Annotated in this window: 17 protein-coding genes; 10 read left to right on the top strand and 7 right to left on the bottom strand. The window is 33.1% G+C overall.

The genetic code is table 11. From position 1 onward, the window contains the following. Window positions 1–24 precede the first annotated feature (24 nt). The 4 genes from KMW28_RS09825 to KMW28_RS09810 form a co-directional block, all read right to left on the bottom strand. The gene (locus KMW28_RS09825; RefSeq protein WP_066207806.1) at window positions 25–1,605 is read right to left on the bottom strand and encodes a M28 family peptidase; all 1,581 of its coding nucleotides are present in this window, start codon (window positions 1,603–1,605) and stop codon (window positions 25–27) included. A 64-nt stretch (window positions 1,606–1,669) separates the two neighbouring features. Further along, on the bottom strand, window positions 1,670–2,146 hold the full coding sequence (locus tag KMW28_RS09820; RefSeq protein WP_066207808.1) for an Lrp/AsnC family transcriptional regulator: 477 nt from the start codon (window positions 2,144–2,146) through the stop codon (window positions 1,670–1,672). A 159-nt stretch (window positions 2,147–2,305) separates the two neighbouring features. After that, on the bottom strand, window positions 2,306–3,604 hold the full coding sequence (locus KMW28_RS09815; protein ID WP_066207810.1) for an N-acetylmuramoyl-L-alanine amidase: 1,299 nt from the start codon (window positions 3,602–3,604) through the stop codon (window positions 2,306–2,308). Between the two features lie 276 nt (window positions 3,605–3,880). Then, entirely contained in the window at window positions 3,881–5,206 is a 1,326-nt protein-coding gene (locus tag KMW28_RS09810; RefSeq protein WP_169665311.1) for an aspartate kinase, read from the bottom strand. 269 nt (window positions 5,207–5,475) lie between these two features. Here KMW28_RS09810 and KMW28_RS09805 point away from each other — a divergent pair, with 269 nt between their 5' ends. The 9 genes from KMW28_RS09805 (at window position 5,476) to KMW28_RS09765 (ending at window position 15,339) form a co-directional block, all read left to right on the top strand. Then, entirely contained in the window at window positions 5,476–6,264 is a 789-nt protein-coding gene (locus KMW28_RS09805; RefSeq protein ID WP_169665312.1) for a carbonic anhydrase family protein, read from the top strand. A 59-nt stretch (window positions 6,265–6,323) separates the two neighbouring features. Next, window positions 6,324–7,601, top strand: coding sequence for a sigma-54 interaction domain-containing protein (locus tag KMW28_RS09800; RefSeq protein ID WP_215585827.1), 1,278 nt, complete (start codon window positions 6,324–6,326; stop codon window positions 7,599–7,601). A gap of 21 nt (window positions 7,602–7,622) precedes the next feature. Then, the gene (locus KMW28_RS09795) at window positions 7,623–7,985 is read left to right on the top strand and encodes an Hpt domain-containing protein (RefSeq protein WP_169665314.1); all 363 of its coding nucleotides are present in this window, start codon (window positions 7,623–7,625) and stop codon (window positions 7,983–7,985) included. A gap of 86 nt (window positions 7,986–8,071) precedes the next feature. Then, window positions 8,072–8,452, top strand: coding sequence for a RidA family protein (locus KMW28_RS09790; protein WP_066207820.1), 381 nt, complete (start codon window positions 8,072–8,074; stop codon window positions 8,450–8,452). Window positions 8,453–8,503: 51 nt separating this feature from the next. Beyond that, window positions 8,504–10,597 carry a phosphate acetyltransferase gene (gene pta, locus KMW28_RS09785; RefSeq protein ID WP_169665315.1) on the top strand — a complete coding sequence of 698 codons (2,094 nt, stop codon included), beginning with the start codon at window positions 8,504–8,506 and terminating at the stop codon, window positions 10,595–10,597. Between the two features lie 120 nt (window positions 10,598–10,717). Continuing rightward, a complete protein-coding gene (locus KMW28_RS09780; protein ID WP_169665316.1) occupies window positions 10,718–11,926 on the top strand; it encodes an acetate/propionate family kinase in 1,209 nt (402 codons plus the stop codon). Between the two features lie 139 nt (window positions 11,927–12,065). Beyond that, a complete protein-coding gene (locus tag KMW28_RS09775) occupies window positions 12,066–12,347 on the top strand; it encodes a TIGR03643 family protein (RefSeq protein ID WP_169665317.1) in 282 nt (93 codons plus the stop codon). 13 nt (window positions 12,348–12,360) lie between these two features. Continuing rightward, on the top strand, window positions 12,361–13,833 hold the full coding sequence (locus KMW28_RS09770; protein WP_169665318.1) for a cryptochrome/deoxyribodipyrimidine photo-lyase family protein: 1,473 nt from the start codon (window positions 12,361–12,363) through the stop codon (window positions 13,831–13,833). Next, the gene (locus KMW28_RS09765) at window positions 13,834–15,339 is read left to right on the top strand and encodes a cryptochrome/photolyase family protein (protein WP_169665319.1); all 1,506 of its coding nucleotides are present in this window, start codon (window positions 13,834–13,836) and stop codon (window positions 15,337–15,339) included. Here KMW28_RS09765 and KMW28_RS09760 read toward each other — a convergent pair. Then, window positions 15,336–17,672, bottom strand: coding sequence for a TonB-dependent receptor (locus KMW28_RS09760; RefSeq protein ID WP_169665320.1), 2,337 nt, complete (start codon window positions 17,670–17,672; stop codon window positions 15,336–15,338). The two genes, KMW28_RS09765 and KMW28_RS09760, sit on opposite strands and share 4 nt — an antisense overlap. 257 nt (window positions 17,673–17,929) lie before the next feature. Next, window positions 17,930–19,996 (bottom strand): DEAD/DEAH box helicase, encoded by a 2,067-nt coding sequence (locus KMW28_RS28660; RefSeq protein WP_317171280.1) that lies wholly within the window; start codon window positions 19,994–19,996, stop codon window positions 17,930–17,932. 219 nt (window positions 19,997–20,215) lie between these two features. On the opposite strand from KMW28_RS28660, the gene KMW28_RS09750 reads away from it, so the two are divergent. After that, window positions 20,216–22,192 (top strand): OmpA family protein, encoded by a 1,977-nt coding sequence (locus KMW28_RS09750; protein ID WP_169665321.1) that lies wholly within the window; start codon window positions 20,216–20,218, stop codon window positions 22,190–22,192. Between the two features lie 3 nt (window positions 22,193–22,195). Here KMW28_RS09750 and KMW28_RS09745 read toward each other — a convergent pair whose 3' ends face one another. Beyond that, window positions 22,196–22,783 (bottom strand): hypothetical protein, encoded by a 588-nt coding sequence (locus KMW28_RS09745; RefSeq protein WP_169665322.1) that lies wholly within the window; start codon window positions 22,781–22,783, stop codon window positions 22,196–22,198. Window positions 22,784–22,955 lie beyond the last annotated feature (172 nt).

Genomic DNA, 22,955 nt, shown 5'->3' with positions numbered 1-22,955 from the left:
AAACAGAATCATTCAGAATAAATTCTATTTCTGACTTTCATCTTTTTTATCAACCACTGGTGCTTTCTCTCTATTTGCTAGCTCCCATGCTGTTGCAAATACTAACTGTGCTCTATTCGCCATTTCGTTAAACTGAATCTTATCTACTGTATCAGTTGGTTGATGATAATCCTCATGAGTACCATTGAAATAGAATATTACAGGTACATTATGTTTAGCAAAATTATAATGATCTGAACGGTAATAATATCTATTCGGATCGTCCTTATCATTGTAAGTATAATCAATTAGTAAGTCTGGCTTGAATGTCTTTGATACTTCTAAATGAATATTATGAAGATCCGAAGACAACATATCAGAACCAATAGTGTACACAAAATTAGGTTGATCTTTATGTTCAGCATCACCTCTACCAATCATATCTATATTAAGGTCAGCAATTGTATTTTCCATTGGGAAAATCGGATGAGATGAATAATACTCAGAACCTAATAAACCTTTTTCTTCACCTGTAACAGTCATAAAAAGAATAGATCTTCTTGGACCATTTCCTTCTTTTTTAGCTTGAGAAAAAGCGTTTACTACTTCTAAAAGACCTGTAGTACCAGAACCATCATCATCCGCACCATTATGGATTTTTCCATCAATGATACCAACGTGATCATAGTGTGCAGTCACCACTAAAATTTCATCTTTTAAATCTGTTCCCTCCATAAAGCCCAATACATTTTCTGTAGGTACTCTACGAGTTTCATATTTTGCATTAATTGAAATTTTAAATGATTCATGAGCTGGAGCTTTTCCTTTTTTCAAGTTCTTCTGAATTGTTTTCTGGAATTTACTCTGATCTTTACCCATGATCGCCATAAATGAAGATGGTTTAGCTAGGATCACCCCAAAACTACTGGCTGCTTGTTCTGAATTTGGCTTTTCAAAAGATAATTTACCTTTCTTAAGGTACGAAGCATATCTTTTTGTTTGTGTAGTAAACTCTTCATCAGTATCAGCTAATATGATTGCAAAAGCGGCTCCTTTTTCAGCAGCCATTCTAGCTTTCTGACGAAGTCCATTTTTGTCACCACTTTCACCTTTGTATTCTTCGGGAGAATTCTGAAAAAATACTACACCTTTACCTTTTATATCAGCATTTGCATAATCATCAAAATCTTTTGATGTATCTCCAAAACCAATAAAAATAAGATCAGTTTCCTTATTCAAAGAAAAATTACCATATGGAAAAATGTCTTCAAATAATTCTGCTTTATGTCCTCCACTAGTGATTTCAAAACTTGTATATTTTGAAGAATAAAGATCAAACTGTTGGAAGTATGGATTAGGATTGTCTTTTACTGGACCCACTAAACCTTCCGACATAAAATACTTGGCGATGTAATCTGCAGCCATTTTTTGTCCTCTCTCACCTGTTTCCCTTCCTTCGTATTCATCGGAGGCAATAATAGTAAGGTGTTCTTTCAGTTCATTTGGTGTGATGGTAGACATGTACTTATTCACCAGTTCAGGATTCGATTCAAGCTGAATCCCTTGTGCACTTGCAGCACTAAGACACAGTGATAAAGCAGCACTAAGAATTGTTGCTTTTTTCATTAAAAAAGTGTTTCGTTGGAAAATTGAATGTGTATAGAATTAAATATTTTTTTGATGATAATGTTTAAGGCACTGGAATAGTATGTGCATCTTTTGGAGAAGATAATACAATCATTGATTGTAAATCGTCTACTTCTTTAATTTCACTTAGTTTATTTAATAATACTCTTTGATATTCTTCAATATCTGTTGTGATTACTTTTAGTAAGTAATGACTGTTTCCAGTAACATGATGACATTCGATTACTTCAGGTATTTGATCTACTTGTTTCAAAAATGAAGTATGGTTTTCTTGATTGTGTTTTTCGATTTTTACATTCACAAAAGTAGTTACACCAAGTCCCAATGCTTTAGTGTTCAACTTTGCATGATAACTTTCGATAATTCCAGAATTCTCAAGTTTTTTTACACGTTCTAGTGTTGGGGCTGGAGATAAATCAATTTCTTTTGATAACTGCGCGTTCGTGATTTTTGCTTGTTTTTGTAGTATATCAAGAATTCTACGGTCAGTATGGTCTAATCTCAATGCAGCTTTTTTCATTCAATTGAGTTTTTTAGAAAAGTGTTTAATTCATTTACCTATTAAGAAGGAGGTGAAAAATGTGTTTGCTCCTTAAAATATTAAAGGACAATTTATTATTTTATTTTGTGAAAAACCAATTTCACCAATTTAAATTTCGAAATAGACAATTAAATTAGCTTACGGTGTATTTTGTGACTGTCTGTAACTCACATAGTTCAATATCCCTTTAAAGTAACTATTTGCTACTTCTATTACTCTTGGTGATATTTTTTTTGTTTTGAAATCGTTATTATTCAGTGCTTTAAGCTCATTAATATTATCTTGAAGTAAGGGTTCTCCATAACAAATAGGGCTATTTAATAATCTACATAATCTTAGATTACGGGCATATATACCATTTCCTAAAGACATGGCTACAGATTTTAAATACTTAGGTTCGTTATGTGGTCCAACTGCTGGAACATGTAAAGTCTCTTCAAACTCTTTCATAATGAACTTGCTTAGGTAATAGGAATCTTTAGTGTAATCACTCACTAAGATTCTTAAGAAATCGTATCGATCTCTTTTTGTTTTTAGTTCTTTGGACATAAAAGAGCCTGGAACAAATGCCATACTAAAATTTCTTTGAGATGGTTTTTTCCATCCGTGATTTAGTTCATCTGCATTATAGTGCAAAACAACTGTTACATCCGGTTTAAAATAATTTATAGAATCCGCTCTTATTTCTAAATCGTCTTGTAAATAATATTGTCTATAAATTCGAGATTCTGGAGAATGATACAAAACATGTAACATCTGTTTTTTTGTTAGTTTTTTACCGTGAAGCTTACTTTGTAAATTATTTTTCTTCCAAGAATGATATGATTCTTTTGAGGCCCCTGCATTTTTTAATCCTTGACGTGTCATGTACACCTCTGCTCCATACTTTTCTAGGCTATCTTTTAATATATAAGCTGTTGTTAAAGTTAAATCCCCTTCTCTTAATTGAATATGAGTCCCATCTTTTAGTTTCATATCCACAAACCTTCCTTCGATTTTAGCCATTTTCATATCTGCTGCGATATGTCCAGGATCAATTGCCACTCGAATACCTGATAATGGTTTCATTACTGAAGTAGGAGGAATACTTGTCATACCTTTTAATATATTGATAGACATTCTGGTATCGGGATTAAAAGGTCGGACTCCTTTAGTACAATAGACTTGATATTGATAAGAACGATCGGAAAATTCAAACACATCCTTTAAAACAGATAGTTCATCCCAACTAACATAAAATTCGGCTTTATTTTGTTTACGATGAAGTGGTGTTGGGTACATCGTAATGCCACTTTCATCAATAGAAAAATACTCATGTAAATGTGGACTCTTCACTAAATACTTATTGGCTCTTCTTTTATAATATTGTGCAAGTTTCAAATTGATTTGAGCGTAAGATTCCATACTCACAATCATCAAAAAGCTTGTGAATAGCATAAGTTTGGAATATTTACAAAAACGCCGAATCATTTGAACAATAAAAAGTAGTATTTGTTAAGGAAAGGTTTATGCCTACGAATAATAAACGGTGAAATTACAAAAACCTTACCTCAGGTTGTAAAGAATCTACACGAAATGAGAATATATTACCAATAAATATCTGTTATCAGCTTAATATACATTAAAATAGGCTACTTATTAACTATTTAAACAAAAAAATACTCCAACAAAAATGTTGGAGTATTCAGTTAAAGACAGTTTATATTGTTATTTCTATACTAGGCTTTCATTATATAAAGCACTGTGTAATAGATTTAAAGCTTCGTTTTTGTTTTCTGTTGGTATTAAAATAGATATATTATTTGCACTACCTCCATAAGAAATCATTCTTACCTTTAGGCTTTCTAATGCTTTAACAACCCCAGAAACAACTGATGCATCTTCAATTAGATTTTGTCCAACTACACATACGATAGATTGGTTATCGTCTACCTCAACACATCCTAATTTCTCAAGATCCTCTATAATTTGAGGAAGAGCATCTGTTTTATCCACTGTTAGAGATACTGCCACTTCTGAGGTGGTAATCATATCGATAGGCGTTTTATAATCTTCAAAGATTTGGAATACATTCTTTAAAAATCCGTAAGCCATCAACATTCTAGATGATCTGATTTTGATGGCTACAATACCATTTTTTGCTGCAATGGATTTTACAGGAATTGATTCATCACAAGTTGGTCCGATAACAGTACCAAATGCTTCAGGAACCATTGTATTTTTTAAGCGAACTGGAATATCTTTCTTTTTCGCAGGTAAGACAGTTAATGGGTGAAGGATTTTAGCTCCGAAATAAGCTAATTCGGCAGCTTCATCATATGTTAAACATTCTACTGCTTTTGTCCCTTCTACAAAACGAGGATCGTTGTTGTGCATACCATCAATATCTGTCCAAATCTGAACTTCTTTTGCATTTGCACATGCTCCAATAATAGAAGCAGTATAATCAGATCCACCTCTCTTAAGGTTATCTACTTGTTCAAACTCATTTGTACAAATGTATCCTTGAGTAATAAATAGATCAACATTTGGATGCTGAGCTAAAGTAGCAGATAATCTTTTTTCAATCTCATCATACAAAGGTTCTCCATTTTCTGTACGCATGAAATCTAAAGCCGGAATTAATGCAGAATTTACTCCTTTTTCTTGAAGATAAAGATGCATTAATTTCGTAGAGATCAACTCTCCCTGTGCGTGAATTTCTCTTTCTTGAACTTCAGAGAAATCATTAATGTCATAAGATTTTAATAAAGCATATTTCTCCTCCATTAAAGCATTGGCTTCTACTCTTGAAGCTTCATCATGCAATAAATCATAAATATGTTTATCGTATTTTGGACGGAAGTCTTCAACTAACTTATCTGCCAATGTCTTATCTTTTGCATAATAAGCATCGCAAATAGTTACTAGAGAGTTTGTTGTACCTGATACAGCAGATAAAACAACGATCTTTTGCTCGCCACCAGTAATGATATCACTTACTTGCATCATTCTTTCTGCTGAACCAACTGAAGTTCCTCCAAATTTATATACTAACATCGCACTAACTTTTTGTTATTATTCTGTGTGTTTAAATTTATAACGGTACAAAGATGATAATCGATGATTTTGTTAAGAAAAATTCAAACAATAAATACCTAAATAACACATGGTGTTATATATATAACACCATTAAAAGACATTATCCTCCTTTAAATGTATTTGGTGATGAAAATTACTAAATTTGCGTATTAACAATCACTTGATGACTATTTATAAATAACAACCTTGCAAAGTAAAATTAACAAGGTTACAATTATCCTCTCGTTATGGTAAAACTTTCCTATTTCAAGCTTTGCTTCTTTGGACTAATTATGTGTGCATGCAGTCCTGAATCAAGCAATGTAAATAATGAACATGTTGCTCATGAACTAAAACATGAGTACACGATCCCTGATTCTGAGTTTGGTGATATCCAATCTCCCATTAATATTTTAACTGAAAAAGTTGACGGGGTAGTTAAATCAAAATTAAATATTGATGCACATTGTAATGCTGTTGAAAATAAAGGGCATACTGTGCAATTAGATTTTGATTCAACATCTCAATTAGTATTTGATGATGTTACATATAATTTCAAACAATTACATTTCCATACTCCTTCTGAACATCAGATCGATGGTATTACTTATCCAATGGAGATGCACATGGTAAATGTTTTGGCTAATGATGAGTCAGACAAACCACATTATTTGGTAATTGGAATTTTGTTTAAAATGGGTAAAGAAAACCCATTTATTAATGAATTTATCAATAGAATTCCTAAAGATGCTCATGGAATTGCATCAGTACATGACACAGAAGTAAATCTTGAAGATTTATTCGGCAAATATGGTTGTGAAGAAATGAAACATTATTATCATTATAGTGGTTCATTAACAACAGCTCCTTACACAGAAACAGTATCATGGCATATCAATCAAATAATATTTGAAGCTTCTGCGGAACAAATTCAAATATTAAATAAGATTGAAGGAAACAATGCAAGACATATTCAAGCATTGAAAGGACGTCATGTTGAAAAAGAAGATTTAATGGTGACTTCTAAAAAATTCTAAACCGTTTTTAAGTCATTAAAGAAAGGAGTACATTTGATGTACTCCTTTTTTTTATGTTTATGAGAATTGGTATTATCACAAATAATGATCAAATATTAGGTAGTTTTATTCAACCTGAAATTCTTTCAAATCATCACTTAATTCATTTTGATAGTGAAGAAAAGTACATCAATAACACTCAAGAAATTGATGTATTATTTGTAGATGATCAATTAATAGAATATCAAGATGTTAAATCAACCTCAAAAAACTATTTGATCACAGATCAAGATCTATATTCTTATTTTATTAAAGCAAAAAAAGCTGGATACTTAGGTTTTATTTTAAAATCCGATCAACTAGAAAATGAACTCTTAAAAGTAATCAATCAATTTAATGTAAAGCCGGTAGAAAATCCTGAGAGTGATTTCTCTTATCTAATCAAAGGCAAATCTAAAGCCATTCAAAAAGTATTTACGGTTTTAGAAAAGGCAACTTCTTCGAATATTAATGTAAATATTGTTGGGGAAACTGGAACTGGTAAAGAATTAATTGCTCAGGCGGTACATCAAAATTCTTCTCGCAAACATCAGAACTTTGTGGCAATTAATGTTGCTTCAATTCCTAAAGAATTGATAGAAAGTGAGCTTTTTGGTTATGAAGAAGGGGCTTTTACAGGTGCTTCAACAGCACGGAAAGGAAAATTTGAAGAAGCTAATTATGGATCTATATTTTTAGACGAAATTGGTGAATTACCACTGGAACTTCAAACAAAACTATTAAGAGTATTACAAGAAAGAGAAGTTAGTAGAATTGGTGGAAATGAAGTTGTATCCTTAGATCTTCGTATTATAACAGCTACCCATAAGAACTTATTAAATGAAGTAAACAATGGAAGATTCAGAGAAGATCTATATTATAGACTTTTAGGTTTAACTATTGAGCTCCCTCCTCTTAGAGAAAGAAAAGAAGATATTATACCTCTTTCCAATTATTTTTTAGAGGATTATTCTAATAAGAACCCTTCAGTAAAGTTAAAACAACTTAGTGAAGCTTCTAAGTTGAAACTTATGAATTATTATTTCCCCGGAAATATAAGACAATTAAGAGCAGTTATCGAGTTGGCCACCACTTTATCGGAAGGTAATCAAATATCTGATGTTGATTTATTGTTAGAAAAAGTTGAAATTAAGAAAGATCTTCTCGAAAAAGAACGAACTCTGGAAGAATATAACATCGAAATCATCGAATATTTTTTGAAAAAATATAAAGGTAAAGTAAATTATGTAAGAGATGTCCTAAAAATAAGTAAGTCAAAGATTTACCAATTGATTAAGGATGATAAAATAACCCGATGATATTTCTATAAATAATAATCCATGAGTACTATCCAAAATAGTAAAATGTACGACTTAACCCAGTTACAAGCATTATCCAGAGGCGACGATAGTTTTGTTACCAAGATGATTGATTCGTTTCTTACTAACTTAAATGAAGGTATTGAAGAGATCAATGAAGCTGTTTCTTATAATGATTGGGCGACTATCGCTAAAGTTGCACACCGTCTTAAACCATCGTTTCAAATTTTAGGCGTTAATTCTTTATCTGAAGTTATCTTACATCTAGAGAAAGATTATCTAAATGACAACTTTGATGAAAATAGTTACAATGAAATCATTAAAAAATTTGTAAGCAGTAGCGGAGTACTTAAAGGACAAATTCAACAATTTTTACATAATTAATGTAAAAACTGACATACGTCACTATGAGAGCTGATTATAGTATATATTTTTGTGTGAATTATATCTGATTATTATCAACAACTCTCATGAAACAAGTAATCTTTAGTGAGAAGGCTCCAAGTCCTCTTGGACCATACTCACAAGCTATCCTAAACAACGATACTCTTTATGTTTCTGGTCAAATTGCAATTGATCAGTCTACAGGCAATTTTGTCTCTGATGGTATTGAAAATGAAACCCATCAAGTAATGAAGAACCTGGGATATGTTCTTGAAGCAGCAGGAATGAATTATAGTAACGTTGTAAAATGCAGCATTTTTGTTCGAGATATGAACGACTTCGTTCAGATTAACAATGTATATGCCACGTATTTTGACGAAGCTACAGCTCCTGCAAGAGAAACCGTACAAGTAGCTAGATTACCGAAAGACGTGGGTATTGAAATATCTTGTATCGCGATTAAGTAATATTAACCGCATACTACCACATATACAAACAACAATCTCGTAATAAATAAGATGACGAATTCGATTTACATTAGTACTGCCGAGCCTAATAGCGGAAAGGCGTTGGTAGCATTGGGAATTTTAGAAAATTCCCTCCGTAAAAGTTCAAAAGTAGGTTTCTTTAAACCTGTGATTGGCGATTACAATTCTGGAAAAGAAGACGAACACATTTCTTTGGTGATTGACCATTTCGGTTTAGATCTTAACTACGAAGAAGCGTATGGTCTTACACTAAAAAGAGCAAACGAACTTATTTCTCAAGGTAAAAAAGACGAAATGTTAGAGATCGTCATCTCTAAGTACAAGAAACTTGAGGAGAGATTCGATTTTATCCTTATCGAAAGTTCTGATTACAAAAACTCTATTACTTTAGAACATAGTTTAAACATTGAGTTCGCTAAAAACTTAGCTTCACCAGTTTTAGTTTTAACTAATGCTCATAACAAATCAATTGACGATTGTATTGATGCATTAAGAGTAGCAATTGATGATTTCGCTTCTAATGATTGTGAAGTAATCGGTTCTATTGTTAACCGTGTAAACACAGATATCATCAACGATTTAAATACTGAGTTAGCCAAGCAATTTAAGGGTAACAAAATGTTATTATCTACTGTTCCTGCAGACGACAGAATGTCTAGCCCAACAGTAAGAGATATCGTTGAACATACAAATGCAAAAGTCCTTTATGGTGAGAAAAACTTGGACGTTCTAGTGGATAACATCACTATTGCTGCCATGCAAATGCAAAACTTCTTACCTAAGATTAAAGAGAATTCTTTAGTAATCACTCCTGGCGATAGAAGTGATATTCTTTTGGGTACAATCTCTGCTCATAGAGCACAATCTTATCCAAACGTATCAGGTATGTTATTAACTACCGGTTTAGAGCCAGACGATTCTATTAAGCAAGTAATCGACGGTATGAAAGATATGTTCCCAATTCTTTCAGTTCCTGAAAATACTTACTTGACAGCTAACTTTGCAAACGAAGTTCACGCTTCTATGAGAGCAAACGATTTGTCAAGAATCTCTTATGCTAAAGAATTATTTGATAAACACGTTGATTCTAAGATTCTTTCTGAATTATTAGCGACTGTAAAAGTAAAAGGAATGACTCCTAAGATGTTCCAATACACGCTTACAGAAAGAGCTCGTCAGAAAAAGGCAAGAATCGTATTACCTGAGGGTAATGATCACAGAGTTCTTGAGGCTTCAGCTATCTTAGCTTCTCAAGATATTGTGGACATCATCTTGTTAGGTAAAAAAGAAGAAATCGTAGATGTAGCTAGAAAAAATGCTATCACTATCGATTTTGATAAAATTGAGATCATCAACCCTGTCGAATATGTGAAATTCAATGAGTATGTAAATACTCTATATGAATTAAGAAAACATAAAGGCATGAACTTAGATATGGCTACAGATGCTATGTCTGATGTATCTTACTTCGGTACAATGATGGTACAAATGGGTGATGCGAATGGTATGGTATCAGGAGCTGTTCATACAACTGCTGCAACAATCCGTCCAGCACTTCAAGTAATCAAAACTAAGCCAGGTACTTCTGTAGTATCTTCAGTATTCTTTATGAGTTTACCTGATCGTGTATTAGTTTATGGTGACTGTGCAGTGAACCCTAACCCGAACTCAGAGCAGTTAGCTGAAATTGCAATTTCTTCTGCAGAGACAGCTATTGCCTTTGGTATTGAGCCTAAGATTGCAATGTTGTCTTACTCTTCTGGTTCATCAGGATCTGGTGAGCAAGTAGAAAAAGTAAGAGCAGCTACAGAAATCGCTAAGGAGAAACGTCCTGATCTTAAGATTGAAGGTCCTATCCAGTACGATGCAGCTGTAGATCCAACAGTTGGTGCTCAAAAAATGCCTGGTTCCGAAGTTGCTGGTCAAGCCAACGTATTGGTATTCCCAGACCTAAACACTGGTAACAACACTTATAAAGCCGTTCAAAGAGAGACAGGTGCAATTGCAATTGGTCCAGTTCTTCAAGGTTTAAACAAGCCTGTGAACGATTTATCAAGAGGTTGTTTAGTGGAGGATATCTTGAACACAGTAATTATTACTGCCATCCAAGGTAACCAAGCATAATTATTTCATGATTAAATAGTAAATCCTAGATTTACTTTAAACATATTAAGATTACCTCTTACCTAGTGAGAGGTAATCTTTTTATTTTTGTCAAAATATCACGTAACTATCCTTATATATATGAAAATCCTTGTTATTAATGCAGGTAGTTCATCGCTAAAATATCAATTATTTGAGATGGACGGTACACAAGTGTTGTGTTCAGGTATCGTAGAAAGAATCGGTCTTGAAAATGGAATTATCACTCATAAAACTTTCGATGCTGAAGGTAATGCTACTAAAACAAAAAAAGAATTACCAATTCCCAACCATAACGTTGGTTTAACTGAAGTTGTAGGTTTATTAACTGATGCTGACAACGGTGTTATCCAAAATACTGATGACATTCAAGCTGTTGGTCACCGTGTTGTACACGGAGGTGAATTCTTTAGCGAAACAATGGTAATCACTGAAGAAGTGGAAGCTAAAATTAAAGAGTGTTTCCAGTTGGCTCCTTTGCATAACCCTGCCAACTTACAAGGTATTGAGGATTGTAAAGCAATCTTTACAAAAGCAACTCAAGTAGCTGTATTTGATACTGCATTCCACCAAACAATGCCAGGTAAAGCATTCCGTTATGCTGTACCTACTGAATTATATGAAAAGCATGGTGTTCGTGTTTATGGTATGCACGGTACTTCTCATAAATACGTATCTAAAGCCGCTATCGACCACTTAGGTTTAGCCGGTAAGGATTCTAAAATCATTACAGTTCATTTAGGTAACGGTTGTTCAATGTCAGCTGTTCGTAATGGTGAGTGTATTGATACTTCTATGGGCTTCTCTCCTCTTGATGGTTTAATGATGGGTACTCGTTCTGGTGATATTGACCCTGCAGTTGTTTTCTATTTAATGGATAAATTAAATATGAAATCTGAAGAGGTTTACGACTTATTGAACAAAAAATCGGGTATGTTAGGTGTAACAGGTGATTCAGATATGAGAGATATCGAAGATCGTTTCGCTGCAGGTGATGAAGTGGCAATCCTTGCTACTCATATGTACACTTACAGAATCAAAAAATATATTGGTGCTTACATGGCTGCCTTGAACGGTGCTGATGCTATCTGTTTCACAGCAGGTGTTGGTGAAAACGACCACGGTATTCGTCACTATTCATCAATCGAGTTAGAAGGTTTAGGAATCGAATTAGACGCTGAAAAGAACAAAAACTTAAGAGCTTCTGATATTGAAGAAATTTCTACTCCAAGCTCAAAAGTTAAAGTACTTATCGTACCTACTAATGAGGAATTAGAAATTGCTCAACAAACTTTGGCAGTTTTAAACTAATTCTAATGAATTAGATTATTTGATCACTTTTGTGATTGTAAAAATATATAGAGGGAATGTTTTCGAACGTTTCCTCTTTTTTTGTTTAACTTTTTTACATAAATATTAAACAAAATGCTTTATCATCAGTTAGTCTAATATGAAAACAATGTTTACTACTGATGATATTGATAGAGTAATACAAATGGCATGGGAAGATAAGACACCTTTCTCTGCAATTAAACATCAATTTGGACTTTCTGAATCTGATGTAAAGAAGTTGATGAAGAAAGAACTTAGATATAAAAGCTATGTTCTTTGGCGGAAGAGAGTAAACTCTGGAAAAAGTAGTAAGCATGAAATGAAACGGTCCTCTGAAATGAATAAATTTAAATCGAACCATCAGAGAATAATAACACTAAATAAGATAAGTAAACGATAACTCATGGCTTATTATGAAAAAAACGAAACTAAATATCGTATGGTTAAAAAGAGATTTAAGAACTCAAGATCATTTACCCTTAAAAAAGGCTGAAGAAAGCACGCTTCCTTATTTAATAATTTACATTCTAGAACCATCAGTTACTTCATTTAAAGATACATCACAAAGGCATTTACAATTTATTTATCATTCTGTGGTAAGTATGAATAACTATCTTAAGGCTTTTAATCATAAAGTAGAACTACTATACGGTGAGGCATTGGATGTATTCTCTTATTTAAATGACCGTTTTGAAATTAAAGAGATCTTTTCCTATCAAGAAAGTGGAATTGAAATTACGTTCACAAGAGATATAAAGCTCAAAAACGTATTTAATCAATACTCGATAAAATGGAATGAATATCAAAAAGATGGGGTAATAAGAGGTATTAATAATAGATTAGGATGGGATGAGTCTTGGAAAAAAACGATGACTTCAGCAGTAATTAAAAATGAATTTGACCCAAGTAAATCATTTCAATTTGAACACCCTTTTACCCCTCCTGCTTCAGTTATCAATTCACTTAAAAAGTATAATAAAAATTTTCAACCAGCAGGTGAAACTAATGCCTGGAAATATTTAGCCTCTTTTGCAGCTGATAGAGGAAAAAACTATCATAAACACATATCTAAACCTACAGAGAGCAGAAAGAGTTGTGGTAGGATTTCACCCTATTTAGCTTGGGGAAATTTATCTATTCGTCAATCCTATCAGTATTTATACAAGCATCCGAATAAGAAAATATATGGTAGAGCATTTCATGGGATATTAACTCGATTGAAATGGCATTGTCATTTTATTCAAAAGTTTGAAACGGAATGTGAATATGAATACATCTGTGTTAATAGAGGATTTGAAACACTCACACATGAAAACAATAATAAACTATTAAATGCATGGAAAATAGGTAATACAGGTTTTCCTCTTATAGATGCGACAATGCGTTGTTTGATTCAAACTGGATGGATAAATTTTAGAATGAGAGCCATGCTTGTGAGTTTCTTATGTCACCATCTCGACCAAGATTGGCGTAGAGGAGTATTCCACTTAGCTAATTTATTCCTTGATTATGAACCTGGCATACATTTCACACAATTTCAGATGCAAGCGGGCACCACCGGAGTAAATACAGTAAGAATATATAATCCTGTTAAACAGTCGTACGATCACGATCCTAAGGGAGTTTTCATTAAAAAATGGGTTCCTGAATTAAAAGATATACCAGAAAGGTATATTCATGAACCATGGAAAATGACCAAATTGGATTTTGCCTTTAACAACATAGAGGAACCAATGTACCCCAACCCAATTATCAATTTAGAGGAGAGAGGAAAAGCTGCTCGATTGAAAATCTATTCTCATCGTAAAACGGATGCAGTCATAAATGATAAAAACCGTATTTTAGTTTTACACACTATCCGTAAGAACACCTCAAAAGCAATTTAGATGAGTAAATCAGCAGCTTTAATCTACCCTCACCAACTGTTCAAGCATTCTCCACTTTTTGAAAAAGAAGTGGAGTGCTTTTTTATTATTGAAGAACCTTTATTCTTTGGTCAGTATAACTTTCATAAACAAAAAATTGCCTATCACAGAGCAACAATGAAATTTTATGAAGACTATTTAAAGAGTAAAAACTACAAAGTAACCTATCTTGATTATACCTTTTTAATTAAATATGATGTATTTAAAATTCTTCAATCCGAGGGTTACCATCAAGTGGTATGTTTGGATGTGGCTGATGATTGGTTATCTCAAAAGATAATAAAAGGTTGTGATACTAATACATTACAACTGGAATGGATGAATTCACTCCTTCATATCAATTCAAAACTTGATAATGAAACGTACTTTAAAGCAAATAAAAAAAAATACTATCATTCTCAATTTTACAAACAACAACGTACTCAGCTAGGTATTTTGGTTGATGAAAACAATAATCCGGTGGGTGGACAGTGGTCATTTGACACTGAAAACAGAAAAAAATATCCTGCTAAAAAGGCACCACCAAGTATTAAACCTGTACCTAAGAATACTTATTGGGAAGAGGCCTATAATTATGTAGAAAAACAGTTTAAAGACAATTTTGGAGAAATAGAAAAGCAACCTATCTACCCCATTACATTTAATGATAGTGACGTTTGGTTAGATGATTTTCTAAATGTCCGATTCTCGGAATTTGGTATATATGAAGATGCGATTGTCGCTTCTGAATCCTTTTTAAATCATAGTGTTTTAACACCTATGCTAAACATTGGGCTACTTACACCTCATGAAATACTAGCAAAGGCTAAATATAAATTCGAAGTAGATGATATTCCATTGAATTCTTATGAAGGATTTATTCGACAAATAATAGGATGGAGAGAATTTATTAGAGGGATATATGAGGCCAATGGCAGAAAAGAACGTTCTACCAATTTTTGGAAATTCGATAAAAAGATGCCCGACAGTTTATATCATGGAACTACAGGTCTCCCACCTATTGATCAGACCATAAAAAAGATAAAAGAAACCGCTTATTGTCATCATATTGAAAGATTAATGATTCTAGGAAACTTTATGTTACTATGCGAGATCGACCCTGATGAAGTGTATCAATGGTTTATGGAATTATTTATCGATGCCTATGACTGGGTAATGGTCACTAACATTTATGGTATGAGTCAGTTTGCGGATGGAGGATTGATGGCGAGTAAACCCTATATCTCGAGCAGTAATTATATCATAAAGATGAGTAATTACAAGAAAGGCGAATGGCAATTGGTTTGGGATGGTTTGTTTTGGCGATTTATGGATAAACATCGTGACTTCCTCATGAAAAATCCTCGATTGAGTATGTTAATTAAGAATTATGATAAAATGGATCCTGATAAAAAAGAAAAGCTGATGAATCATGCAGAACAATTTCTTTTGACACATCAGCTTCCTCAAAAAGCTCTATTTAATTAGAACCATGCAGTTAGGTTAATAGAGAAGTTTCTACCTGGTTCAGGTAAGTTTAATATTCTATATCTTGATAAGTGACGCATATAATAGGTATCAAAAAGGTTATCTACTCTGAATATCAAATTACCATACACTCTTTTCATATTAAATGCTGTACCGAATTTTAAACCAACAACAGCATAACCTGGAGTCGTTGGTTCGTTAATATCCACTCTATTTTGGTCTCCTGTTAATTGTAAATTAGCACTTGCAAATGGTTTTGAGAAGAAGTTACTCAACACTGTATGAGTATAAGTAAGTTCTGTATTTGACGACAAAGGTGGAACAAAAGAAAATGATCTATTCCTTTCTGTATTTTGAGAATAGACATATTCTACAGAGTTATGTAACTTCATATTTCTAGTCATTTCCCAATTGAGTGCAAACTCATATCCAACAAAATAACCTTGTGCCTCAGTATATTTATAAATCTGTCCCGCATCTGGTAATGGAGATGGTTCTGGAAAAGCCGATAAATAAATATAGTTTGTATAGTAATTGAAATAAGGATTGAATTGTACATCAAATTTTTTCTTTGCATATGACAAATTCAAATCCCATTGGTAACCTTGTTCAGGATTTAAGTCAGGGTTACCTTGTTCATGTCTAAATGTACCATGATGCACACCGTTTGATGCTAATTCATTGGCACGTGGTGCCCTAAAAGTTCTAGCTATGTTTGTAGTTGCACCTATCAAGTTAAACAAGTCAAACTGAACCCCAAACGAAGCCGATAAGTTTTCATATTGATTATTGATATCATCCACTCTTTGCCATGGATTTCCAGAATTTGGTGGTTCTTCAAAATAAGGATCTTTATATTCTTTTGAGTTGAAAGTGATATAATCAAAACGTAAACCACCTAATATCTTTACCCTTTCATTCAATGGTAATCCAAACATTGCATATCCTCCAAAAGTACTTTGGTCATAATTTGGAATTAAAAAATCAAAACCATCCCTTATATTCCTCTGAAATTCATAGTTCGCTCCTACTTCCCAATGCATTACCTTTCCTTCTTTATCAAAATGTACATTTGCAGAAGTTGTTTTAAGCATCAAATAGTTGGCTAAAAATCCCTGTTCATTTAATGGTCTACCATGTCTTCTAGGATCTGACAACTCTTTTCTTTCATTATTCTGGTGTGCAATATCAAACCATATGTTGCCACCCCAAACGTCTACATGAGAATTGTAGGTAATCATATTATGTTGTATTTCTTGCTTTGGTACTTCAGGCTTACGGTTGTCCTCAAAACTTGCTAACCAATTATTGGTCGGAATACCTGTCGCACCAGGAAAAAGACCAACATTTTCTGTGAAATTACTTACTGATAAACTATGCACCCAATGACTCCCTTCGTAACCTATTGCCGCTTTAAAAGAAGAAATATCCCCTCCAGTATTCACTAATAAACCATCTTTTAACTGGTAGATATTGCCTAAATACGTAAACTGATCAGCAGGTACTCGATAATTACCAAAATCTTCGTACCCACCAGATAATTGATAAAACACTTTACCCTTTTGCCCGTTTATCTTGGCATCACCACTAAAATATTGATTATTATTCTTATAATTTAGTCCAAATTTTCCTTCAACACCATCATGCCCTAATGGTTGCGGTGACTTCATCTTAATAACGCCTCCAAGTCCATCAGAACCATATTTAATCGTTGCTGCTCCTTTAGCTATCTCTACTTCGTCAACATTTGGTTGGCCAACCGATAAACCATGATCCATTCCCCATTGTTGATCCTCTAACTTAATACCATCAACACTTACAATTACCCTGGAACCTGCCATACCACGAACGGTAGGTTTAGAAATTCCAACTCCTGTTGAAATAAATGATACACCAGGTGTTTTCGATAATGTTTCTGAAATTGTAGTTCCTTTCTCAGCATCAAGAGTGTATTGATTCAGTGAAGTAACATTCATACTTGATAGTGAGAGTTCTTCGTGCCCATGTTCATGGATTTCAACCTCTTCTAATTCTTGAAATGATTCCTCCATAAACACTCTTTTAGATCTATTAGCTTTGAGTGTTATCAAGTTATCTTTAAAACCTAAGAAATGAAATTTTACTTGAAGCTGTGAAGAATCAGAATAAAATGCAAAGCGACCTCGTTTATCAGTCACCACCATTTTATTTTTATAAAATACCTCAACACCTTCTAAAGGTTGTTCTGTTGATTCGTCTAAGACAGAACCCCTAAAGTTTGTTTCTTGAGCTTCTGAAAGTGTAATAAATGAGATAAAAAATAATACACTTAAAAATACCTGTTTTTGCGACATAATCGCAAAAGTAACATAATTTGTTAGATGATTGATATTTTTTCTGAAAACTTTATGGAAGAAAATGCTAATGTTTTTGATAAAGCGAGTGTTAATTAAGTAAATAAAGGATGAATTTTTACAAATGTATAAAGAAATCTATGGGTATAATTATTTCTCTGATGATTTCTTAAAAAAATATAAAATATATTATCATAATAATAAGCCCATCACTTATAAATAAATAAGTAATGGGCTTATATTAAAGCTGTTAAGCACTATTTTTTCTTTTTCCCAGATCCCATGTAAGCAGAAATTTTTCCACTTGCACGTTGTTTTTCCATAGAGGATTTATTCTTGAGACGTCGATTTTTATCAACTTTATCTTTGTTCTTCTTTTTCTCATGGAAGGCACCTTGATAATTCGGATCTTCGATCTTTTTCTGACGATCGATCTCTCTTGCCATATCTTGACGTTCGTCTTTTGGTGTTTCTTCGAATTCTAAATCAAGTGGCAAGTCCAGTACATCAATCTCTTTATTGATTAATTTCTGTACCTTTTTCAAATGGTATTTCTCAGCATCGTTACAGAAAGTGATCGCTACCCCTGTATTGTTAGCACGACCTGTTCTACCTACACGGTGCACATAATCGTCATACATTACAGGAACATCAAAGTTGACTACATGAGACACCATACTCACATCAATACCACGAGCAGCGACATCAGTGGCTACTAACACTCTTACTCCACCTTCCTTGAAGGCTTGAATGCTATTAATTCTAGCATTTTGACCTTTATTGGCATGAATTACTTTTACTTCTCCTTCTATCTTTCTTTCTAGATACCTGAAAATACCATTTGCGTGGTCTTTCTTTTTCACAAACACAATGACTCTACTAAGCTCACTGTCTTCTTCATTTAATAAGTACTCTAAAAAGTTAAGCTTTGTCTTGAAGTTGGGTAGATAATATAAATATTGATCTACCATTTCAGCAGTAGTAGCTTGAGGGGTAATCTCCACTCTTTGAGGATATTCCAAAAATTCTTCACTTAATCGAACAACAATATCAGGCATTGTTGCCGAGAATAATAAGTTCTGACGTTTCCTAGGAATTATCTCTAGCATCTGACGAATTTGAGGCATGAATCCCATGTCCATGATTCTATCCGCTTCGTCCAATACCATATATTTGATTGACTTCGTCTTCAGCTTACCTCTAGAGTAAATATCCATTACTCTACCAGGAGTTCCGACTAGAATATCAATTCCTTTTTCAATTTCTTCGATCTGAGTTTTTGGTCCAATACCACCATACACTACGGCATGACGAAGTCCGGTATATTTACCTAACTTTTCAACTTCTTTTCCTACTTGAATGGCTAACTCTCTTGTTGGAACTAAAATAAGCACTCTTGGATCGTTACCCTGAGCATATTTAGCTTTAAACAAAAGAGGTAATAAATAAGCAGCCGTTTTACCTGTACCTGTTTGAGCGATACCAAATAAATCATGACCTGCAAGTACTAATGGAATTGCCTTGTCTTGAATAGGTGTTGGTTGATCATACCCCATTTCCTCACAAACTTGATATAATTGTTTGTTAAGTTTAAACTTTCTGAAACCTTCTGTGCTTTGTTCTAAAGCTTTTTCTTCGGCAACTGTCTCTGGAGTGTCCCCTTTCTTTTTAGGTAAGAAAGTAAGCTGTGGATCATCACCTAAATGATCTATATTATTAAATTCGATTAATTTAAACTCTCCTGAATATTCGTTGAATTCGATCGTTGTTACACCCGTATTCTTAGGAGCATAATTTTTCATTTGATCAAAGTCCATATCTAACAATAAACACAGGAAAATTCTGATGGATCTTGAGTGCATACAAATCATCACGTTACGCTCATTTTCGTTGGTCATGATTTTCTCTAATCCTTCAGCTTCACGACGAAGCACATCCATTAAATGTTCTCCTCCTTTTGGAAATGCATCAAAGTTCCCTTTTTCCCATTCATCAGAAATACCCTGTACAGTCATTCCATCAATCACACAGTCATCAATAGAATTCCCTTCATACTCACCATAATCCATTTCATCAAATTCAGGCATAATTTCGTAAGGCAATCCCTTATCGATGAAGCCTTGTGCCGTTTGATGTGTTCTTTTTAACGAAGTCACATACAATTTATCAAATGGAAAGTCTTTGTAAGCATCAAATAATAGAGACGCTTGCTTTTGACCATTCTCATTTAAGTCAGCATTGATTTTTCTTCCTTGAACTATTCTTTTTGTATTATAAGCGGTTTGTCCGTGACGAACTAAGTATATTCTTTTAGGCTGATGCATAAATTCTTTTATAAATTTTACACAAAGTTAATGGCTTCTTTGAGAATAAGGTAAAGTATTGGGGAGAATTAAGAAGAAAGTGAAGAGTGAAGTTATCATTGGATAATACTTAATACAATAGTTAGCGAAGAAAAGATCATTATTAATTTCGATTTTTATTTTTGGCTATTTTAATTGAAAAGAGTTATTATTGTTAGGTATAACTAATTCCCCTTTGCTTTGAAAAACATTATCGTCTCACTATTACTAGCATTACTTTGTTTGCCTATTCATGCTCAAACTATATTTTGGGCAGATACTGTTATTTCTTATAGTTCAGAAATATCTACTGTAAGAAATAATGCTGATCAGGTTTTAGGTAGACCAAATGTACCTAGAAATAGACAGGAACATCCTCATGCATGGCTGTCTTCTGAAGATAGCTTAAGTGAAATCACCGTAGGTTTTTCATTCCCTTTAAATAATATACATCAGCTCATTATCGCTGAGTCCTTTTACCATAATGCCGTTCAGAAGGTATATATCATCACTACTCAATATGAAGAAATTGAGGTATATAGTCAGCTTCCGGGGAAATTAGAGTATGGTAGCCTCATCAGTAATTTCTTTTTTAAGACTCCTGAACACCCCATTGAAGGTGTAAGACTGATATTAAATGCATTATCATCTACTAGAATGACTGGTATTGATGCTATTGGTCTAAGTTCTTCAACAAAGGCAATAAGTATTCTACCTCAGGTGAGTGAGCAATTGGTATCAGATGTTAAGGTGGAAAAACTGCCTTCCCCTATTAACTCTTCTGATAATGAACATAAACCTGTGTTGGATATCAGTGGTGAAAGATTACTTTTTTCAAGATCATCAGAAAATACTCCTCATCTCTTTGATGCCGTTCAAAATGATAATGTATGGAAGGTGACCGAGGTGATGTTGGATTCAAATTCAAATATTCAAGATAAATACATCACAGCTATCAGTCCAGATGGTCTAACGGCATTATCAGTTATCGATGCTTCTGGCACTGAGTTTCAATTGTCTACTTTCGAGCTAAGTGATAGTATTGGAATGGATCAAGAACAGATTATTATTCCTAATGTTGAACTTCTAAAACAAAAGTCTGATTTCTTCCTATCCAATAGTCGAAAAGTGATGCTGATGTCACTTACTGATCATAGAGATGAAAAAAGAACAGATATCTATGTGAGCTTTAAAAATGACAATGGAAATTGGTCAACACCTTTAAACTTAGGAAATACTGTTAATACTGTCAGTAAAGAAATCACTCCATTTTTGTCAGCGGATGAAACCACTTTATATTTTGCTTCGGATGGTCATCAGGGATTTGGGGGGACTGATTTATTTGTTTCTAAAAGGTTAAATGATTCATGGACTGAATGGTCTGCTCCAGAGAATTTAGGAACGACGATCAATACTTCCTATGATGAAAAAGACTTATTCCTTCCTATTTCGGGTGATATGGGGTATTTTGTCAGATCTGATCATCAAAATCAAACAGATATTTACAGTGTAAAATTACCTATTTTGTTACCTCCAGAACCGGTAGCTATTGTTTCGGGAAAAGTATTTGATAAAAAATCGAATCAGCCCATCAGAAGTAGAATAATTTATACGGATATTGAGAATCAAAAAGAAGTAGGTACTGTATATTCAAGTTCAAAAGACGGAAAATATTATATCACTTTGCCATTAGGAAAAAAATATGCCTTCTTAGCTCAAGCTAATGGATATCTTTCCCAATCCGAACATATTGATTTAACCTTAGAAGAAAAAGAAGTAAATGCTGAGCAACAACTTTATCTCATTCCTATCGAAAAAGAGGCTCACCTTACCTTAAACAATATTTTCTTTGATCATAATTCTAGCTATTTAAGCAAAGAATCGTTTGATGAATTAAATAGAATTATAAAACTTCTGAAAGAGGAACCAAGTATTAAAAAGGTTGAAATTTGTGGATATACAGATAACCAAGGTGATGATAAATACAACAAATGGCTATCAGAAAAAAGGGCCAATTCGGTAAGAAATTATTTGATTAAAAAAGGCATAGACGCTAATCGTTTAAAAGCTCTTGGTAAAGGTGAAGAAGATGCAGTTGCTGATAACAATAGTGTAGAGGGCCGAAAAAAGAATAGAAGAGTTGACTTCTCTATATTGGAAATGGATAAAATCAATTAATGGTTACTTAAAAGTACTCATTCTCTTTTTCTGAATATAAGATAGGTTTTCAGTATATACTTTTGATGTATTAATGTAATAATAGATAATAGCATCAAGTAGTATGTTTTTATATTTACTGTAGATAATTAATCTTTCATTTACTTTAAATAGTTGATCGGCTAATTTACCAAACCATAATTCAGGGATTTGTTTCTCCCCTGTATGATTTAGAATATCCTCCATCAGTAATAAAGCTTCTTCTAAATGATTATTTTCAAGAAGTTTTTTCAATTGAATATGTATTGCCTTAACAAAGTTTGTATCCAATTTTCCTATTTTGAGGTCATAAAAGCCCAACTTTAATTGTTTGATTAAAAAGTTAACTTCAACTAGCTTTTCTTCCAATTCAAATATTTCTTCCTCAATAACAGCAATACTTAAAATGGATTGAGCACTATCTAATTTCCCCATGTCAATATAACAATCTGCCCAAAGCTCAAATTCTTTTTGTGATACTTTATTAAAATCATCTAGTTTTTTGGATAAAGTCTCGATGATCGTCAAATAGTCTTTATTTTGATACAGTAATAATAAATCAACGTATTCCATTTTTATGTTATTGGGTAGTTTCGTACATCAATAAAAATCTGCTAATCAATAAATAACCGCTATTGAATGCAGTTATCAAATATACAATTAAAAATAAATACCGTAGTTTGTTATGAGAAATAAAGTGTAAATAATCACCTTTTTAATAATTCTTATATCTCATAATCAGATA

The organism is Flammeovirga yaeyamensis, from assembly GCF_018736045.1.
GTDB lineage: Bacteria > Bacteroidota > Bacteroidia > Cytophagales > Flammeovirgaceae > Flammeovirga > Flammeovirga yaeyamensis.
The sequence above is the reverse complement of the archived record's forward strand: the minus strand, read 5'-3'. Positions and strand labels throughout refer to the sequence as shown.

Bases quoted from the DNA above. Each gene is read 5' to 3' on its own strand.
- KMW28_RS09825 (WP_066207806.1), bottom strand. From the start codon at position 1,605: ATGAAAAAAGCAACAATTCTTAGTGCTGCTTTATCACTGTGTCTTAGT.
- KMW28_RS09820 (WP_066207808.1), bottom strand. From the start codon at position 2,146: ATGAAAAAAGCTGCATTGAGATTAGACCATACTGACCGTAGAATTCTT.
- KMW28_RS09815 (WP_066207810.1), bottom strand. From the start codon at position 3,604: ATGCTATTCACAAGCTTTTTGATGATTGTGAGTATGGAATCTTACGCT.
- KMW28_RS09810 (WP_169665311.1), bottom strand. From the start codon at position 5,206: ATGTTAGTATATAAATTTGGAGGAACTTCAGTTGGTTCAGCAGAAAGA.
- KMW28_RS09805 (WP_169665312.1), top strand. From the start codon at position 5,476: ATGGTAAAACTTTCCTATTTCAAGCTTTGCTTCTTTGGACTAATTATG.
- KMW28_RS09800 (WP_215585827.1), top strand. From the start codon at position 6,324: ATGAGAATTGGTATTATCACAAATAATGATCAAATATTAGGTAGTTTT.
- KMW28_RS09795 (WP_169665314.1), top strand. From the start codon at position 7,623: ATGAGTACTATCCAAAATAGTAAAATGTACGACTTAACCCAGTTACAA.
- KMW28_RS09790 (WP_066207820.1), top strand. From the start codon at position 8,072: ATGAAACAAGTAATCTTTAGTGAGAAGGCTCCAAGTCCTCTTGGACCA.
- pta (WP_169665315.1), top strand. From the start codon at position 8,504: ATGACGAATTCGATTTACATTAGTACTGCCGAGCCTAATAGCGGAAAG.
- KMW28_RS09780 (WP_169665316.1), top strand. From the start codon at position 10,718: ATGAAAATCCTTGTTATTAATGCAGGTAGTTCATCGCTAAAATATCAA.
- KMW28_RS09775 (WP_169665317.1), top strand. From the start codon at position 12,066: ATGAAAACAATGTTTACTACTGATGATATTGATAGAGTAATACAAATG.
- KMW28_RS09770 (WP_169665318.1), top strand. From the start codon at position 12,361: ATGAAAAAAACGAAACTAAATATCGTATGGTTAAAAAGAGATTTAAGA.
- KMW28_RS09765 (WP_169665319.1), top strand. From the start codon at position 13,834: ATGAGTAAATCAGCAGCTTTAATCTACCCTCACCAACTGTTCAAGCAT.
- KMW28_RS09760 (WP_169665320.1), bottom strand. From the start codon at position 17,672: ATGTCGCAAAAACAGGTATTTTTAAGTGTATTATTTTTTATCTCATTT.
- KMW28_RS28660 (WP_317171280.1), bottom strand. From the start codon at position 19,996: ATGCATCAGCCTAAAAGAATATACTTAGTTCGTCACGGACAAACCGCT.
- KMW28_RS09745 (WP_169665322.1), bottom strand. From the start codon at position 22,783: ATGGAATACGTTGATTTATTATTACTGTATCAAAATAAAGACTATTTG.